This is a genomic window from Caldanaerobacter subterraneus (assembly GCF_004345675.1).
Lineage (GTDB): Bacteria > Bacillota > Thermoanaerobacteria > Thermoanaerobacterales > Thermoanaerobacteraceae > Thermoanaerobacter > Thermoanaerobacter subterraneus.
Window position 1 is genome coordinate 55,768 of sequence record NZ_SLWU01000013.1, and the last position, 17,393, is coordinate 73,160.

At 36.6% G+C, this 17,393-nt stretch carries 19 protein-coding genes and 1 pseudogene; 6 read left to right on the top strand and 14 right to left on the bottom strand.

Features of this window, described 5'->3' with window-relative positions; genetic code table 11:
• Positions 1-3: 3 nt before the first annotated feature.
• From deoC to EV203_RS07455, 10 genes are all read right to left on the bottom strand, one after another.
• The gene (gene deoC, locus EV203_RS07410) at positions 4-675 is read right to left on the bottom strand and encodes a deoxyribose-phosphate aldolase (protein ID WP_041587132.1); all 672 of its coding nucleotides are present in this window, start codon (positions 673-675) and stop codon (positions 4-6) included.
• 54 nt (positions 676-729) lie between these two features.
• Entirely contained in the window at positions 730-1,626 is an 897-nt protein-coding gene (gene era, locus EV203_RS07415) for a GTPase Era (protein ID WP_011025348.1), read from the bottom strand.
• Between the two features lie 15 nt (positions 1,627-1,641).
• Positions 1,642-2,340 carry a diacylglycerol kinase gene (locus tag EV203_RS07420; protein ID WP_132039848.1) on the bottom strand — a complete coding sequence of 233 codons (699 nt, stop codon included), beginning with the start codon at positions 2,338-2,340 and terminating at the stop codon, positions 1,642-1,644.
• A 4-nt stretch (positions 2,341-2,344) separates the two neighbouring features.
• Positions 2,345-2,821 carry an rRNA maturation RNase YbeY gene (gene ybeY, locus EV203_RS07425; RefSeq protein WP_022587868.1) on the bottom strand — a complete coding sequence of 159 codons (477 nt, stop codon included), beginning with the start codon at positions 2,819-2,821 and terminating at the stop codon, positions 2,345-2,347.
• Positions 2,818-4,881 carry an HD family phosphohydrolase gene (locus tag EV203_RS07430; RefSeq protein ID WP_132039850.1) on the bottom strand — a complete coding sequence of 688 codons (2,064 nt, stop codon included), beginning with the start codon at positions 4,879-4,881 and terminating at the stop codon, positions 2,818-2,820. Before EV203_RS07430 ends, ybeY begins: the two co-directional genes overlap by 4 nt.
• Before the next feature lie 4 nt (positions 4,882-4,885).
• Positions 4,886-5,878: a PhoH family protein gene (locus EV203_RS07435; RefSeq protein ID WP_132039852.1), complete on the bottom strand. Its 993-nt coding sequence runs from the start codon at positions 5,876-5,878 to the stop codon at positions 4,886-4,888.
• Complete coding sequence (gene yqfD, locus EV203_RS07440; protein WP_132039854.1) at positions 5,871-7,070, bottom strand: sporulation protein YqfD; 1,200 nt, start codon at positions 7,068-7,070, stop codon at positions 5,871-5,873. Before yqfD ends, EV203_RS07435 begins: the two co-directional genes overlap by 8 nt.
• Positions 7,071-7,081: 11 nt before the next feature.
• Entirely contained in the window at positions 7,082-7,351 is a 270-nt protein-coding gene (gene yqfC / locus EV203_RS07445) for a sporulation protein YqfC (protein WP_132039856.1), read from the bottom strand.
• 359 nt (positions 7,352-7,710) lie between these two features.
• Positions 7,711-8,064, bottom strand: coding sequence for a hypothetical protein (locus tag EV203_RS07450; protein ID WP_132039858.1), 354 nt, complete (start codon positions 8,062-8,064; stop codon positions 7,711-7,713).
• 45 nt (positions 8,065-8,109) lie between these two features.
• Positions 8,110-10,038 carry an OPT family oligopeptide transporter gene (locus tag EV203_RS07455; RefSeq protein ID WP_132039860.1) on the bottom strand — a complete coding sequence of 643 codons (1,929 nt, stop codon included), beginning with the start codon at positions 10,036-10,038 and terminating at the stop codon, positions 8,110-8,112.
• A 530-nt stretch (positions 10,039-10,568) separates the two neighbouring features.
• Here EV203_RS07455 and EV203_RS07460 point away from each other — a divergent pair.
• Positions 10,569-10,775: a hypothetical protein gene (locus EV203_RS07460; protein WP_243700617.1), complete on the top strand. Its 207-nt coding sequence runs from the start codon at positions 10,569-10,571 to the stop codon at positions 10,773-10,775.
• Positions 10,776-11,162: 387 nt separating this feature from the next.
• Complete coding sequence (locus EV203_RS07465; protein ID WP_011025341.1) at positions 11,163-12,140, top strand: asparaginase; 978 nt, start codon at positions 11,163-11,165, stop codon at positions 12,138-12,140.
• A 31-nt stretch (positions 12,141-12,171) separates the two neighbouring features.
• Here EV203_RS07465 and EV203_RS07470 read toward each other — a convergent pair whose 3' ends face one another.
• From EV203_RS07470 to mtaB, 4 genes are all read right to left on the bottom strand, one after another.
• Positions 12,172-12,618 (bottom strand): GatB/YqeY domain-containing protein, encoded by a 447-nt coding sequence (locus EV203_RS07470; RefSeq protein WP_011025340.1) that lies wholly within the window; start codon positions 12,616-12,618, stop codon positions 12,172-12,174.
• A gap of 15 nt (positions 12,619-12,633) precedes the next feature.
• The gene (gene rpsU / locus EV203_RS07475; protein WP_011025339.1) at positions 12,634-12,819 is read right to left on the bottom strand and encodes a 30S ribosomal protein S21; all 186 of its coding nucleotides are present in this window, start codon (positions 12,817-12,819) and stop codon (positions 12,634-12,636) included.
• 114 nt (positions 12,820-12,933) lie between these two features.
• Positions 12,934-13,278 carry a histidine triad nucleotide-binding protein gene (locus EV203_RS07480; protein ID WP_022587864.1) on the bottom strand — a complete coding sequence of 115 codons (345 nt, stop codon included), beginning with the start codon at positions 13,276-13,278 and terminating at the stop codon, positions 12,934-12,936.
• 34 nt (positions 13,279-13,312) lie between these two features.
• On the bottom strand, positions 13,313-14,635 hold the full coding sequence (gene mtaB, locus EV203_RS07485) for a tRNA (N(6)-L-threonylcarbamoyladenosine(37)-C(2))-methylthiotransferase MtaB (protein WP_043884339.1): 1,323 nt from the start codon (positions 14,633-14,635) through the stop codon (positions 13,313-13,315).
• A 182-nt stretch (positions 14,636-14,817) separates the two neighbouring features.
• On the opposite strand from mtaB, the pseudogene EV203_RS07490 reads away from it, so the two are divergent.
• From EV203_RS07490 to EV203_RS07505, 4 genes and pseudogenes are all read left to right on the top strand, one after another.
• Positions 14,818-15,012: pseudogene (locus EV203_RS07490) on the top strand (thiamine pyrophosphate-dependent enzyme); the annotation flags it as partial.
• Positions 15,013-15,126: 114 nt separating this feature from the next.
• Positions 15,127-15,762, top strand: a complete 636-nt coding sequence (locus EV203_RS07495) for an IS607 family transposase (RefSeq protein ID WP_039931265.1) — start codon at positions 15,127-15,129, stop codon at positions 15,760-15,762.
• Positions 15,719-16,915, top strand: coding sequence for an RNA-guided endonuclease InsQ/TnpB family protein (locus tag EV203_RS07500; RefSeq protein WP_132039862.1), 1,197 nt, complete (start codon positions 15,719-15,721; stop codon positions 16,913-16,915). Before EV203_RS07495 ends, EV203_RS07500 begins: the two co-directional genes overlap by 44 nt.
• Before the next feature lie 52 nt (positions 16,916-16,967).
• The gene (locus tag EV203_RS07505; protein ID WP_278429587.1) at positions 16,968-17,252 is read left to right on the top strand and encodes a hypothetical protein; all 285 of its coding nucleotides are present in this window, start codon (positions 16,968-16,970) and stop codon (positions 17,250-17,252) included.
• Positions 17,253-17,393: the final 141 nt, after the last annotated feature.

The window sequence follows — 17,393 nt, forward strand, 5'->3', positions numbered from 1 at the left end:
TTATCAACCTAAACCTTGTTTTTTCCACTCCTCTACTATTTTAACACCCGCACTAGCTCCAATCCTGTTAGCCCCTGCTTCTATCATCGCTTTTGCATCTTCATAGCTTCTTATTCCGCCGGAAGCTTTTACTCCAAAATTCTCTCCAACCACTTTTCTCATGAGCTTCACATCTTCTACTGTAGCACCTCCCGGCCCAAAGCCTGTAGAAGTTTTTACAAAATCAGCGCCTGCTTCCTTTGAAATCTCACAGGCTTTGATTTTCTCCTCATCAGATAAATAGCAAGTCTCCAGTATCACTTTCACAACTATGTCCCCGTGGGATTTCACAGCCTTTACTACTTCCCCTATTTCTTTCTTCACATAGTCATATTCGCCACTTTTCAGCATGCTTATATTAAGCACCATATCTATCTCAGTAGCTCCCTTTTTAACCGCTTCCACTGCCTCAACCACTTTTGTCTCAATTGTATTAGCTCCCAGAGGGAAACCTACAACCGTGCATACCTTCACATCAGTATCCTTTAGCATCTCATAGGCCAAATCAACAAAACATGGATTTATGCACACTGAAGCAAATCCGTATTCCCTCGCCTCTTCGCAGACCTTTTTTATCTCTTCTTTTGTGGCATTTGGCTTTAAAAGAGTGTGGTCTATCATCTTAGCTATGTTCATTAAAGATTCCTCCTTTTTCAACATCTTTCTCCTATAATTTACTACTCTAAAAGCTTACTTGTCAATGGCATAGCCCAATTTCCTGAGAAGCTTCTCATTGTCCCTCCAGCCTTTCCTCACTTTAACCCACAGCTGCAAAAATACCTGCTTTCCATAAAATTCTTCCAAGTCCTGCCTTGCCGCCTGCCCTATCTTCTTTAACATCTGCCCATTCTTTCCTATGATTATTCCTTTGTGGGACTCTTTCTCACAGTAAATATAAGCGTCAATGTCTACTATCTCTTTGTCCTCCCTCTCTTTTATGGATTCCACTTCTACATAGACTCCATGAGGAACTTCCTCCTCCAGAAAATAAAGCATTTTTTCTCTTATTATCTCCGCAACTATCAACTTCTCGGGCTGGTCAGTTATATAGTCATCAAGATAGTACCTAGGTCCTTCTGGCAAGAAAGAAACTATCTTCTCTTTCAAAACCTCAACATTAGTGCCCAAAGAAGCAGAAATGGCCACCACATCCTTAAAATTGTACTCGCTTTTAAAAACCTTAATAGCCTCTTCTACTCTCTCAGCAGGCACCAAGTCAATTTTATTGACCACCAAAATAACTGGAGTATCCACCTCTTTTAGATTATCCAAAATATACCTATCTCCAGGGCCTATCGAAGTATCGGGCTCCACCATGTACAAAATTAAATCTACATCTTTTAGAGTCCTTTTTGCTACTTCAATCATGAATTCACTCAGTTTAGATTTAGGTTTATGAATTCCAGGAGTGTCCACAAAAATAATCTGGTAATCTTCTGTAGTCAATATACCCCTTATGGTATTGCGGGTGGTCTGGGGCTTTGGAGAAGTAATAGCAACTTTTTCTTTCAATATGGCGTTTAAAAGGGTTGATTTTCCTACATTTGTCCTTCCAATCAACGCTACAAAGCCAGCTCTGTAGGCCATTTTTTCACCTTCCCTTCACCTTATAATCTGAAAAATTAACACTGTAAACAAAATCCCTAAAATTGCCCCGACAAAAACCTGAGAAAAAGTGTGAATCTTGCCCTCCACTCTGCTCTCTGCTACCATAAGAGCTAATAAAAAACTCAAAGTAGAAATAAAGGCATCTGCTGTCATGAAAGTGATAGCAGTAGCCACTGAAAAGGCAATTGCACTGTGAGCGCTGGGCATTCCGCCTCTCATCGGAGTCCCTTTTTTAAAGTATACCTTTAAAATCAAAGTCAAAAAAACTACCACTAAAATACTTATTACTGTAACGTGAATTGGTGACTCCCTGATTTTTACAAGTACCATCTTCGTCCAGGGGTTTACCCTGTCAAAAAATATCAAATAGGCAACGAGCACAGAATTCACTGCAGCTATCAATACTGCCCCAGCAGCTACATTCTTGGCAATCTTCGCCATTGGGTTGTAATTCTTCACTAACATATCAATGGTAGTTTCAATGGCAGTGTTTATCATCTCCGCAATCAATACCAGAGAAATTGTAAACAATATTATTACAAATTCTACTCTAGTAAGGTCCAAAAAAAGGCAAAAAAACAGCACAGCTATTGCTATTGCAAAGTGAATTTTCATGTTCCTCTGCGTTTTAAAAACGTGTAGAATCCCCTCTATGGCATAGTTAAAACTATCTATTAAATTTCTTGACTTCACAAAATCACCGCCTAAGGCCTAACCTTTCCATTACTTTTTCCTCTTTCTCCCTCATCAATTTTCTCTCTTCTTCCGTCTCGTGGTCATAGCCTAAAAGGTGAAGCATGCTGTGAACAGTCAAATAAGCTACTTCCCTTTCAAAAGAATGCCCGTATTCTTCTGCCTGTCCCTTGGCCTTTTCTAAAGATATTACTATATCTCCTATCGGATATATTTCCTCAGCATCTTTTTCATCTTCTTCTCCCTTTTCAATTTCCTCAAATTCCATAAGAGGAAAAGAAAGCACATCTGTAGGGCTGTCAATCCCTCTGTAGTATTTATTCAATTTCCTTATCTCCTCATTGTCCACAAAAGAGACGCTAACTTCAACTTCATCTACAACTTCTTCCTCTTCTAAAGTAGCTTTAATTGCCCTCTCAACAAGGGCTTCCAAACCTGAGGCATCCACTTTAGTTTGCCTGTTATCAATCAAGACGTTCATTCTAACACCTCTTTGTTTTGATTTGTCTCAATATCAGGATACTCAATTCTCTTGTGAAACATACCTGCCAGCAAATTTAGAAAAGAAGCCTTAATCGTTTCAATATCTTTTAAAGTGAGGTCGCTATTTGAAAGTTGTCCGTCGTTTAACCTATCTGTCACAATTTTCTCTATCATGTTTCTTACATTTTCCTCTGTCGGGTCAGACAAAGACCTCACAGCCGCCTCAACAGAATCAGCCAGCATCAGAATGGCCGACTCTTTAGTAGAAGGCTTGGGGCCTGGATATCTGAAGGATTCTTCCTCACAGACACCCTCTTCTTTTTGAAGAGCTTTATTGTAAAAGTATTTTACAAGCGTAGTGCCATGGTGCTCTTTTATCATGTCAATTATCTGTGGAGGAAGTTTATATTTCTTAGCCAGTTCCACTCCGTCTTTTACATGAGAAATTATCACCAATGTACTTAAGTCTGGAGAAATTTTGTCGTGCAAATTTTCGTCTGACAATTGGTTTTCTTTGAAAAAATAAGGCCTTTTTATCTTCCCTATGTCGTGGTAGTAAGCTCCTACCCTGACAAGAAGGCTGTTTGCTCCAACAGCGTCAGAAGCTGCCTCTGCCAGATTCGCCACTATCATACTGTGATGATAGGTGCCAGGAGCATCCATCATCAACTTCTTAAGAAGCGGATTGTTAGGATTTGAAAGCTCTAAAAGCTTCAAAGGAGTCAAAATGTCAAAAGCAGCCTCCCAAAAAGGCAAAGTCCCAATCACCAAAATTATGCTAAAAACTCCATTTATTATCCCCCACAAGCCGCTTTTTAAAACAGATACTATGTCATTGCTGTTTAAAAGCCCTACTCCAACTATGCTCACCAAGTTGACAGCGCTAACATAAAGTCCAGCCTTTACAAAGTCCATCCTCTGCTTTGCGCTAGACAGCTTAATAGCCCCAATTAAGCCTCCTAGCAAAGACATGAAGATGAAGGCTTGGTTAAAGCTTACCATCAACCCAACTAAAAGAGAGTATATGATGTCTACCATGATGGCGATATAAGGGTCTATGAGGATGGAGACAAGCATTGGAAGCATGGCAGCAGGTATTAAAAGAGGCTCTATGCCTTTAAAAGCCACCACCAACACAAGGTACAAAATCCCAGTAAGGCACAAAAGCTCAATGTACATCTTCTTTGTCGCTATTTTTTTGTCAAGCCTTATTATATAGTAAACTGAAAGGAACAAAGAAAGAGACAAAATCAAAAATAACCCTACTATCAAAGCATAATCTATTTTGTCAGTGCCTTTCAAAAGCCCCAATGACTTTAAAACTTCTATCTGTTCGGGCGTAACTATTTCTCCGCTCACAACGATGTTTTGACCTTTTTTGTACATTACCGGCTGGACTTTTTCTTCTGCCTCTTTTTTTGCAAGATTCGTTTCATACGCATTGTAAATCATGTTAGGCACTATGACAGAAGACAAAATTTCCACAGCTACAGGCTTTGCATCAACCGGAATATCAGAACTTTCCACTACACTTTTTGCGTCATTCAAAGCGCTCTGCAAAGCATCTTCTGTAATCTGCCTCGCCATAATAGCTTTTTCTGCAGAAAGTATCACAGTCTCCATTTTTATAAGAGTGCTGTCATCTATTTTGAGCAAAAAAGCTATATCCTTATCTTCCAGGTTGATAGGAGTGATGTTTTTAAAGTCCTGCAGTTTTTGCTCTTCACTCTCTGAAGATTTTCTAACTTCCCTCAGCTTATTAAAAAAGTCTGCCAGTTTTAGATAAGATTCTTTAGCAATGTTTTCATTGTAGTCGTATTTGGGATTGACTGCATTTACTGCCTCCTGAATTTTCTTTTGGGTTGCGATGACATCTATCACGTCTTTAGGTGCTTTTATATCTTGAGGTGCCACATCTCCTGCCTTTAAATCGAATTTCGGAGGAGTTATACTAGTATATATCAGCATGTAACTTGAAACAAAATAAAAAACGACAAAAAAAATGATTATGAGCGGGTCTTTATTTAAAAAATTTTTAAGTTTGTCCAACTTGCTCATAAAATTATTCCCCTCGCTCTTTTTCCAAATCGCTCTCCTCTTTCCTCTTTTCGTACTCCTCATAGGCTTTTATAATCTTTGCAACAAGGGGATGCCTTATTACGTCCTGTTCCGAAAGCATCACAAATTCTATGCCTTCAATTCCTCTCAATATCTCCATTACTTCCTTAAGCCCTGATTTTTTCCCCTTTGGAAGGTCAATCTGAGTCACATCTCCTGTTATCACAGCCTTAGACCCAAATCCGATTCTTGTCAAAAACATCTTCATCTGCTCAGGAGTGGTGTTTTGAGCCTCATCCAGTATTATAAAAGAGTCATCCAAAGTTCTCCCCCTCATATAAGCCAAAGGAGCCACTTCAATCAAACCTTTTTCCATGTATTTTTGAAACACTTCAGCTCCCAAAATGTCATAAAGAGCATCGTAAAGAGGCCTCAAATAAGGGTCCACTTTCTCCTGCAGGTCTCCCGGCAAAAATCCTAGTTTTTCTCCTGCCTCTACAGCCGGCCTCGTAAGAATTATTCGCCCCACTTCTTTGTTTTTAAGGGCAGTGATTGCCATAGCCATTGCCAAATACGTTTTCCCCGTCCCTGCCGGTCCTATTCCAAAAACTATCTGATTCTTCCTTATGGCCTCTACATATCTTAGCTGTCCGTAAGTCTTGCACCTTATCTGTTTTCCCCTGGCAGTTATGCACACTATGTCTGACATTAGCTCTTTTAGCTTTTCCTCTTCCCCTTCATCAATTAAGTTCATAGTATAAAGCACATTTTGAGTAGTGATGACATCTCCTCTTTTTATCATATCCATAAGCTTAGTAAAAAGCTTATTAGCAGAATCCACATTTTTCTCCTCTCCAGTTATTTTTATAGTTCCACCTCTTACGACTATTTTGACATCCAGCCCCTTCTCTATCAACTTTATATTCTCATCAAAATTGCCAAACAAATTGGCAGTCTCTTCCACATTGTCAATATTGATAGCAAGCTCCTTAATCAATCTTTTTTCCTTCCCCTCCTGTATAAGAAATTTTTTCTTTCACCCCAATATCCTCTAAAACCTCTGCCATAACAGTTACCCTCAATATCCTTCCATCTATCACTTCATATTTTTCTTTTTTGTTCACCACTTTACCTCCAGGACTTACCACTTTTTCAAGCTCTTCTAAAGCCTTTTTGCGCCCTTTCTCTTTTGCCTCTTCAATAGGCACAGTTTCCACTTCTGGCTTCACTTCATAGTAGACCTCTTTAACTATCTTAAAAGGCGCCTCATAGGGAATTAAATTTTTCTCCTCTTTTTCAAACTTTTCAAATTCGATTTTCCTCGGGGTAAAAGTGATGGTATTGCTCCCTATAATAATTTTTGTCGCTACTATTTTTTCCCCTGTTTTTACCCATCTTGTCCTTTTTAACTCCTCTTCTACAGAAATCTCATACCAGGTTCTGGCCAAAACTTCTCCATCCGCATGGACAAACATTGTGTCAAGCCCAGGTTTTTCAATTATACCGCTTATGAGTATGTCACCTGTTTTTACTGTGTCTCCTACTTTTTTGACAGCTTCTCCTTCCAAAACCGTCATTTTATAAATTATGCCGTCTCTTTTAGCTATTATATTGCAAGGTTCTTCTTTTGACAATACTTTTTGCGGTTTAGTCTTTCCCACTACCTTTACAAAAGCCTTAGTACCCCTTACATTTATCCCTATCCAAGCAACCTCTTCATTATTCAACAAAAATTCCTTTTCCAGTTTATTTATATCTATTTTAAACTTTGAAACCCCTGATTTTAAGCCCATCTCTGACAATTTCTTGGCAACTTCCTCTTCTTTTAAGCCATTTACAGTCTTTATATCAATTTCCCATATAAAAGTAGAAAAAAGGTACACAAGCAACACAGAGAGAAGAAACCCTAAGACAATACCCTTTCTCTTCCTTAACCTAAAAACTGCGAAAGGCAATCCCTTTTTTGAAACTATAAAGACGCGGCATCCAGTTTTCTTGGCGTACTGAAGAACTTCTTTAAAAGCTTTTGTGCTGACTTTCGCTGTAAGGGTGGTGTAATTTTTTCTTTCAACATCCCATATATAAACCTCATTCACCATCACAAGGTTTAGAAATTTTTCAATTGCCAGTCCTTCAACTTTTATAATAACATATCCTCTTAAAAAATTCCATAATTTTATTGAAACCAAGCCTATCCCCCTCATACCACTATTTCAACACTCTTTATCTCACCTGTGATCGTGATAACCTCAGTCATTATGGAATTTATAACCATATTCTCCCCTATAACCCTTATAATTCCCACTGTCGAATTGATTCTTACTCTTTCAGGGAGGTACTCCACAATGCCCCTATGGTTTTCGACAGTCAAGTGGGTTTTGCCAATCAGCGTAATTTTAGGAAGATTGAGTAGCGCATCTTTTGGGAAATCTATCGCGTTTATGAGCTCATCTTTTAAGCTCTGCTTCATGGAAGTCCCCCCTTTTTTAAATTTTATGTATAAGAAAAACAAAAAATTCTCTTATGCTTTTAAGACAAGTTGATAGTGTAAAATTTCAGTAGATGACAAAGCAGGAAAATAAGGTATGGATGCAAAAAAAAGACCTCACCGGGAAAAAATCAAAAATCAAATTCAAAGGAAGAAGAAGTCTGATATGTTATTAGATATTCGACAAATAATAGATATAATCCTGTTGGAGAGTAGTAAGTTTAATAGCAATTAACAATCTTTACTATATCAAAGATGGAAAAGAAAGGGAAAGTTTTTAGGTTTTGAAATCAAAAATTTAGCATAAATGGAAATATATATAATAAATACCAGAAGGAAAATTAATTAGTATCTTTCTTTAAAGTTACTATTTTCCTATTCCCTTCATATTTTATACTAATAAGTCCATTTTTATATAAATCGTCTACAATAAAATTAACAAACTTCTCCGGGTCATTCACCTTTACCTGTTTGCTACTCCAAAAGACCCTTCCTTTTATATTTTTTATTAAATCCTGCAGTTCTGGAATACTTGCACTTTTGTTTTTAGATAAATAATCTGTTATTTTTTTCTTGGATTTTCTGTAAAGATCGTTTACAAGTTCATCAGGAAGCGTGCTTTCTTTAATGTATCCAACATAAATTAGAAGCATTGTAATTAACGCAACAAGTATAACATATAACAAATACTTCACAGAAATTCCCCCCTTATCATAAAGGGCGGCATTAGCCGCCCTTTATTACTTTATAGCTTCACCTTTTGAGCTATTCTGCTTACCAACCTTATCTACATACATCCAAAGTGACCATGCTACTAACAAGAACAGTATCAATGCTCCCCATTGTCCAAGTAGCATATTCTTTAATGCTAAATCTACATTAGCATAAGCAAAAGCTGCAAGTATTATACCCATAAGGCCTTCCCCTGCTATTAACCCTGATGAGTAAAGAACACCAACTTCTACCTTTTCCTTCAAAATTTCTTCATTCTTTTCCTTCTTATCAACTATTCCCCTTATAATTCCGCCCACCATAATTGGTGTTGAAAGGTGAATTGGAAGATATAATCCTATTGCAACCGGAAGTGCTGGAATTCCAAATAGTTCAAGCATAAGCGCAGTGGCAACACCTATGAATACAAGGTTCCATGGAAGATTTCCACTCATAATACCTTCGATAACAAGCTTCATAAGTGTTGCCTGTGGAGCTGCAAGTTCCTTTGAACCAAATGTATAGGCTTTATTAAGCATTACCAATACAAAGCCTATCACTATTGCTGAAGCAAGAACTCCTATTATTTCACCAACCTGTTGCCTCCATGGTGTTGCACCAACAAGGTATCCAGTTTTCAAGTCTTGAGAAATATCACCTGCAATTGCTGCAGCTGTACAAACAACTGCACCAATAACAAGCGCTGCTATCATCCCTAGTGTTCCTGAATATCCAGCTGCTTTCAATATAACAGTTGTAATCAAAAGTGTAGCAATTGTCATCCCCGATACTGGGTTTGATGAACTTCCAACAAGTCCTACTATTCTTGAAGAAACTGTTACGAAGAAGAAACCAAATATAGCTATAAGTACTGCTCCAAGCACACCTACAGGAATTTGTGGCAAGATAGCCATCAATATAATAAGAACAATAACACCACCTATTATCCACTTAGCATCAATGTCGGCGTCTACTCTTTCAATTTTTCCAGCAGCCTTAGTGCCGAAACCTTTCACAGCCTCTTTGAAGGAATTGATTATAATTGGAAGACTCTTAATAAGGCTTATTATACCACCTGTCGCAACAGCACCGGCACCAATGTATCTTATATATCGGCTCCAAATTCCCCAATATCCAAGTTCCTTTATTGGAGCTGTTGCTGGGAATATCGGATCTGCAATATATTGCCCAAAGAATGTAATCATCGGAATAAATGCTAGCCATGCAAGAATTGCGCCACCAAGCATATATGCCGAAATTCTTGGTCCTATGATAAATCCAACACCAAGTAATGCTGGATAAACATCAGCACCTATTGCTGCACCTTCATATCCTTTAATTTCCCATTCTATTTCTGTTGGGAAGAGCTTTAATCCATCACCAAGAAATTTATAAATAAGTCCAATGAGTCCTCCTGTAAATATATATTTTGCCCCTATGCCACCTTCTTCGCCTGCAACTAAAACTTCAGCACAAGCAACTCCTTCTGGATATGGAAGTTTTCCATGCTCTTGGACTATTAAATATCTTCTTATTGGAATCATGAAAAGTACTCCTAAAGCTCCACCTATAAATGTAACAAGTCCCATCGTAAGAACATCAGGGTTTTCGCCCCATAAGAATAGTGCTGGAAGTGTAAATATTGCACCTGCAGCTAAAGATTCTCCTGCTGATGCTATTGTTTGAACCATGTTGTTTTCAAGAATAGATTTTCTTCTTAAAATTACTCTTACAATAGTCATTGAAATAACTGCAGCTGGAATTGATGCTGAAATTGTCATACCTACCTTAAGTCCAAGATAAGCGTTCGCAGCACCAAAGATAATGGCTAAAAGAATTCCAACGATGATTGATAAAGCAGTAAATTCAGGCATAATCTTTTCACTCGGAACATAAGGAACATACTTTTGACCTTCCTTTAAACCGTATGCTCCTTCAGGTAGACCCTTTCTTGACATAAACTTCCCTCCCTCTAAAAGTTTGATATTGTAGGTTCTTGCAAAATCCCAAAATCGTTATGGATTAAGGGATTCTGCTATATATTTTCACAGGAATTCCTCCGCTTTTATCAAATTCTTTGGTAGAATGAACTCACAAGCGAAACGGAGGAAATCCTATGAAAATCACAGCTAAACAATTATCTCTACCAGATACTTTATAATAATTCCCAATCTTTTTCGAAGAGGATAAACCTAAGTTAAAGAAGATTTCTTTGTTGGCTTATATTCTCTATATTATTATAGATTCGCTACTCTTTTGTAAAATCCTTCTTTCAAAATTAATTTTTTTGGTAAAACTTTCATGATACAATAGCATCACTAGATAGTGTAAAATTTCAGTAGGTGATTAAACAGAAAAAAAGTGCAAATGTAGAAAAAAGTCTCACCGGGAAAAAATCAAAAATCAAATCAAAGGAAGGTGAGGTCTGATATGTTATTAGATATTCGACACATAGTGGGCATAATCCTGCTTTTTGTTCAAGGGTTTAATGAAAATAATAAAGGAGAGTAAAGACTTTTATGAACTGGAAAGATGGATACATGAACTTATACAAAAAGTATCAAGGCAGCTTCTTGAGTGGACAGCAGAAAAGATGGACAGAAAGGGGATAAAGGAGATAGCAACAAAACTATCCACAGGAACGACTTTTAGGAGGGTAGCAAAAAGTATTAAGCTACCTTTTCTTTCATATTAGCGCAATGACAGAGACTTGTCAGAGTTTCATTACCGATACTGGAAGGTTCATTTGCGAGCAAGTCATGGATAAAATACGTTTTAAATGAATTAACACGAGCAAATGGATTAGCAGTAGGTATTTGAGGAATAAACAATTCTAGTATATATTTTACGTTAAAAAAGCGAAAAAAGGAAGCAGATATTTATGATTTGTTGAAGTAATAATTTAATATAATTAGCAATATATACAAACTATCGATTTAAACTCCTAGATTTTTAACGGTGAGGAAAGTTTTGAAAATTTTTTACCTACAAAATCTTGACACGGACAAACAAGTTTCGCGTATTTGTGCAAAAGCAAAAAATATACTATAATGGAGATAGAAAAAAACTGGGTGGATGAAATTTGGGTAAAGTGGCTGTGATTTTTACAGGTGGAACCATAGCGATGAAGCAAGACCCCAATCTGAAAGGGGCAGTCCCTTCCCTCACGGGAAAAGACCTGCTTGAAATTATTCCTCACAGAGAAAACGTTTTAGAAATTGAAACTATAGAATTTGGAAACTACCCTAGTCCTCATCTCACAGTAGAACTTTTGGAAGAATTAAGAGAAGTAGTAGAGAAGACCCTTAAAAGAGATGAAATAAAAGGAGTTGTGATAACCCACGGCACTGATACATTAGAAGAAACAGCTTATTTTTTAGAGCTCACCACAAATTTTGACAAACCTATTGTCTTAACTGGCGCAATGAAAAATTCCTCTGAAGCAGGTTATGATGGGCCTTCCAATTTAATTGACTCTCTCACCACAGCCTCTTCAGAAAAATCCAAAAAAAGAGGCGTGTTAGTAGTGCTAAACGGTGAAATTCATTCTGCAAAAGATGTAACGAAAACCCATACTTCAAGTCTCGACACTTTTAAAAGCCCTGAAACAGGTCCTCTGGGGTATGTAGACAGTGGCAATGTGTATTTTTATAGAAACGTAGAAAAAAGGCAGTACATTCCCACAAAAAAACTGGAACGTCGCGTAAGCCTTTTAAAAGTAGTGTTTGGAATGGATGACAAACTGATAAGATTTTTAGTAGAAAATGGAGAAAGAGGCATTGTCATTGAAGGGACGGGCAGAGGAAATGTGCCTCCAAAAGTAGCAGAAGGAATAAAATACGCTATATCTAAAGGAACAGTTGTAGTTCTCGTATCAAGGTGCCCGATGGGAAGAGTACATCCTTCCTATGCTTATGAAGGAGGAGGAAAACACCTCGAATCTCTGGGGGTAATTTTTGGAGGAAATCTATCAGGTCAAAAGGCAAGAGTAAAATTAATGGCAGCACTGGCATACACATCAGATTACAGAAAAATTAGAGAGATTTTTGAGGAAGAGTAAAAAACAAAAAGGAGAGGTGCTCTCTCCTTTTTTATCCTTCTAAATGCCTTGTGACTATTTCTCTTACCAAATTGCCATCTGCTCTTCCCTTTACCATCGGCATGATTTTGCCCATCACTTTTCCAATGTCACTTTTGCTCTTTGCCCCAGTCTCTTCAATGACCTTTTTCACCATCTCTTCTATCTCTTCTTCTGAAAGCTGCTCTGGCAAATAAGATTCCATAATTTCTATTTCTTTTTTTGCTTTATCTACTAGATCCTGTCTTCCACTTTTTTCATATTCAGGCAAAACTTCTTTTCTCTGTTTTATCTCCTTTGAAATTACACTGATGACCCCTTCATCGTCCAACTCTTTCTGCGTGTCCTTTTCCACCTGAAGTATGGCAGCTCTGACCATGCTTAGAATGTTTTTCTTAAAAGCGTCTTTGCTCTTCATGGCTTCTACCATGTCCTTGTATATGCGCTCTTTCAGGGTCATTTATACCACATCCTTTTATCTGCCATATTTATATTTTCTCTTTCTTGCAGCTTCGGCTTTCTTTTTGCGCTTTACACTAGGACTCTCATAGTGTTCTCTCTTGCGAAGCTCTGACAAAACTCCTGCTTTGGAGCATTGACGTCTGAACCTTCTTAAAGCGCTATCCAAAGACTCGTTTTCGCCGACTCTTACTTCAGCCACTACTCTCCCTCCCTCCAAATAAACTGCTCGAGGCAAGCTGCAATTGTTACTGTGACTAAGAGCTTGAAAATTCTCACTTTATTATACTCCTAAACCCACAAAGTGTCAATAATTTTACCCTGGAGGCCAAGTCATAAACCTTCCACCTAAAAGGTGAAAATGAAGGTGATAGACTGTCTGTCCGCCATCTTTACCACAATTTGTCACAATTCTATAGCCTTTTTCGTCAATACCCTCTTTTTTTGCTATTTCCTTTGCTACCATGTAAGCATGAGATATCAGGTGCTTGTTCTCCTCAGTAACATCTAAAAGGGTTGGTATATGTTCTTTTGGCACGATTAGAATATGTACAGGAGCTTGGGGATTTATATCGCGGAAAGCTACAACTAAATCATCCTCATACACTATATTAGAAGGAACTTCTTTGTTTACTATTTTGCAGAAAATGCATTCCGACACCTTTTTCACCTCCTCTTTTTATATTCTACACATCTTAATAAATTCCTTCAATTTCTCCTATCAATAAATCATTTTTTATTTCCTTTACTCTAACAGGCAAGATGCGGTTTCTCAAATTTTCTAATTCTCCTTTAACTGCCACACTAAGGTAATTGTCTGTAAGCCCTTCCACATATCCATCTAAATCTTTTACCTTCTGCTCAAACAGAACTTCTACTGTCCTATTTAAAAATCTTTCCTTAAACTTTCTCTCACAAACTTTAGAGAGCTGTAAAAGCTTTTTGCTCCTTTCTTCTTTTACTTTATTTGGGACCTGATTCGGAAAATTATACGCTCTTGTGCCCTTCCTCCGAGAATACTTGAATACGTGCATTTTAGCAAAGCATATCTCCTCAGCAAATTTATAGCTCTTTTCAAACTCCTCCTCTGTCTCCCCAGGAAATCCCACCATTATGTCTGTAGTTATCGCAACATCAGGAATGTACCTTCTTAGCCTCTCCACCACTTCTTTATACTCAGAAGCTGTGTATTTTCTTCCCATTCTTTTCAACGTTTCATCACATCCGCTCTGAAGAGACACGTGATAATGCCTGCACATTTTAGGAAGATTTGCTAATTCTTTTACCACATCTTCTGTCAAAAAGGTGGGTTCAATAGAACTTATCCTTATCCTTTCTATTCCTTCTACTTCGTGAACCATTTTTATTACATCCAAAAGCCCTATATTTTTAAGGTCCCTGCCGTAAGAAGCAATGTGTATACCTGTGAGAACTATTTCTTTATACCCATGTTCTGCGTACTTCTTGACCTCTTTTATTATGTTTTCTGGCTTTCTGCTCCTAACTGGCCCTCTGGCATAAGGAATGATGCAGTACGTGCAGTATTGGTTGCAGCCATCCTCAATTTTTATATAAGCCCTTGTCCTCTCTGTGTACCCAGTAATACCAAACTCTTCATAATCTCTCTGTTTCATTATATTTTCTATTAGCTTAGTTTTCTTTTTCTCCTTTTCAAAATCTTTCACCAAATCAACTATTTTATCTTTATCCTTTGTGCCTATTACTATATCCACTTCAGGCATTGAAAAAACTTCATCAGGGCTTACTTGAACATAACAACCCACTGCCACCACTATTGCATCTGGATTCTTATTCCTCGTCTTTCTTATCATCTGCCTCGACTTCATATCACTTCTCGCAGTAACACTGCAGGTGTTTATTACATACACATCTGCTATTTCATCAAAATCTACAATTTCATATCCGGCTTTTCTAAAAAGCTCTGCCATGACTTCTGTCTCATATTGATTCACTTTGCATCCCAAAGTGTAAAATGCAACTTTTGCCACTTTCCCAATACTCCTCCCTTTGAAGTCTTTTTATATTATACCACATATTAAGAAAGCTATCGCTGTTAAAATTAACAAAACTGTACTTTTATTTTAAAGAAAATTATGATATAATGAAAAAAAGTTTCAACTAATAATTATTTAAGGAGAGGTGAAAAATGGATTACACAATTTTAATTGGAGGAGAAGCAGGACAAGGTGCAAAGATGCCTCATTATATAAAGATAAATAGTTTTAATGGCTTGCACGGGCGCGCTGTCCCCCCTGCTATTGGTATAAAATTAGCTAATAAAAATTTAAAAGTAATTGTAGAATCAGGTGATGGAGATACATATGGGGAAGGTGGCAATCACTTCATACATGTGATAAGAAGAAATATAGATATTCTTCAGCCTAGTAACAAAAAATAATAAAGGGTTTTAAACATATTAAAAATTTTTAATAAAATATATTTACTTTGCTTTGTGGGCTATGCTACAATATTTATGGGTGATACAAATATGAAAGCAAAAGAGGTTCTGGAATTATTAAAAATATCAAGGCCAACGCTAACCAAATATGTAAAAGAAGGAAAAATAAGAGTAACAGTTATGCCAAATGGATTTTATGATTATAATGAAGAAGACGTATACAAAATTTTTATGAAAGGGGTCGAGAGAAAAACATATATTTACGCAAGAGTTTCAACCCCAAAACAAAAGAAGGATTTGGAAAATCAAATTGAATTATTGAAACAGTTTTGTTTTAATAATGGCTATAAAATACATGGAGTATTTTCTGACATAGCAAGTGGAATTAGTTTTGAAAAAAGAAATGAATTTTTTAAAATGCTTGATGATGTTCTTGCGGGTAAAGTAGAGAGGGTTATTATAGCTTACAAAGACAGGTTAAGCAGAGCAGGATTTGAATTGTTTAAACATTTATTTAGAAAATTTAATACTGAAATAGTTGTTGTATCCGAAGTTGGAAATGAGAAGCTTGATTCTCAGGAAATAATTGAAGAAATTATAAGTTTGTTGCACTGTTACAGTATAAAATTCTACAGCAAAAGAAAAATTCAAAAAATAAGAAAGCTTTTAGAAAGCGAGGTGTTTGAAGATAATAGTCAAGAGAGTAGAACAGATACAGATAAATAAGAATCATGAATTATGGACTTACTGTGATAAAATATGCTTTGCAGCAAAAAACTTATACAATTACGCCAACTACATTACAAGGCAGGAATTTATAAACAACAAAAAATGGATAAGGTACAGGGACCTTAACAAAATGTTAAAAGAACACGAAACATACAAAAACTTACCAGCACAAACAGCACAACAAACCTTAAGACTTCTCGATAGAAACTGGAAGTCATTTTTCAGAGCAATAAAAGAATGGGAAAAAGATAAAAGCAAATTTAATGGTAAACCTAACTTGCCAAAGTATAAAAAGAAAAATGGAAGAAGTGTTGCTATCCTCACAAACCAACAATGCAAAATTAAAGATGGATACTTAACTTTTCCAAAAACAGATTTAAGGCTTAAAACAAGGATAACAGGAAATTTAAGAGAAGTCAGAATAATTCCAAAAGGGAGTATCTATGTTATTGAAATAGTATATGAAAAAGAAATAGCTGAAGTAAAAAGACCACCCAAAAAAATCGCAGGTATGGATTTAGGACTTAATAACTTTGTAACTTTGGTAAATAACATAGGCATAAAGCCTATTGTTATTAATGGCAAAGTTATTAAGTCAATAAATCAATATTACAACAAGAAAAAGGCAGAGTTAATGAATTATGTAGGAGACAGAGGTACCAACAATAGAATTAAAAAGCTGTCAATAAAGAGAGACAACAAAATAAAGGACCTTATGCACAAAATAAGCAGATTTATAGTAAACTTTTGCAAACAATATAACATAGATACACTTGTAGTTGGATATAACCCAAAATGGAAGCAGGAAATAGAATTAGGGAAAATAAACAATCAAAATTTCGTGAGTATCCCTTATTATCAGTTCATAAACATGCTCAAGTACAAATGTGAAGAAGAAGGGATAAACCTCATACTGGTAGAAGAGAGTTATACCAGTGGTTGCAGTTTTTTAGATGGAGAAGAAGTCAGCAAAGAAAACTATGACCCAAGCCGCAGGATAAAAAGAGGATTATTTAGAAGCAACAAAGGTATTTTAATAAACGCGGATGTAAACAGCGCATACAATATTATAAGAAAAGTATTCCCCGAAGCATTTGCGGAGGGGATAGAGGGTGTGGGGTTACACCCGGTTAGGCTGAATGTAGCCTAGCAAAGAATAGTGTTTAATAAAATCTTGAATAGTTTTTAATACTTTAAACACTATTCATAACCTTCTTCAGCCTTGTGTTGTCTGGAATAGAGTCAACACTTTTGCTTGGTATAAAGAAAGAAGTTATCACTTGCCAGAAGATTACGATTATACAAACAAAGAAGAAGCTTTTAAAAAGGCATTGGAATTTGGCGATAAAATCCCTATAGGTATAATCTATAAAGTGGAAAAAGAAACTTATGAAGACCAATTTGATTTTATAAAAAATGGTCCTCCTCTAGTAGATGCAGAATTAAATCCTAAAAATGCCGAAAAATTATTAAAACTTTTTCAGTAAAATTTTTTAAGGAAATAGGGTATGCCATTTATTATAGCATACCCTATCAGACTGTTGACAAAATATCGGGAACCCGTTATTATGAGAAGGGTTCCTTGTTTTTTATGAAGCAAAAGAGGAGAGGAGAAGGAAGATGTTATC

Coding starts and splice junctions, on each gene's coding strand:
- EV203_RS07455 (WP_132039860.1), bottom strand. CDS start 10,038: ATGTCAAGAAAGGGTCTACCTGAAGGAGCATACGGTTTAAAGGAAGGT.
- ybeY (WP_022587868.1), bottom strand. CDS start 2,821: ATGAACGTCTTGATTGATAACAGGCAAACTAAAGTGGATGCCTCAGGT.
- EV203_RS07460 (WP_243700617.1), top strand. CDS start 10,569: ATGAAAATAATAAAGGAGAGTAAAGACTTTTATGAACTGGAAAGATGG.
- era (WP_011025348.1), bottom strand. CDS start 1,626: ATGGCCTACAGAGCTGGCTTTGTAGCGTTGATTGGAAGGACAAATGTA.
- deoC (WP_041587132.1), bottom strand. CDS start 675: ATGAACATAGCTAAGATGATAGACCACACTCTTTTAAAGCCAAATGCC.
- EV203_RS07470 (WP_011025340.1), bottom strand. CDS start 12,618: ATGACCCTGAAAGAGCGCATATACAAGGACATGGTAGAAGCCATGAAG.
- EV203_RS07495 (WP_039931265.1), top strand. CDS start 15,127: ATGAAAGCAAAAGAGGTTCTGGAATTATTAAAAATATCAAGGCCAACG.
- EV203_RS07430 (WP_132039850.1), bottom strand. CDS start 4,881: ATGAGCAAGTTGGACAAACTTAAAAATTTTTTAAATAAAGACCCGCTC.
- yqfC (WP_132039856.1), bottom strand. CDS start 7,351: ATGAAGCAGAGCTTAAAAGATGAGCTCATAAACGCGATAGATTTCCCA.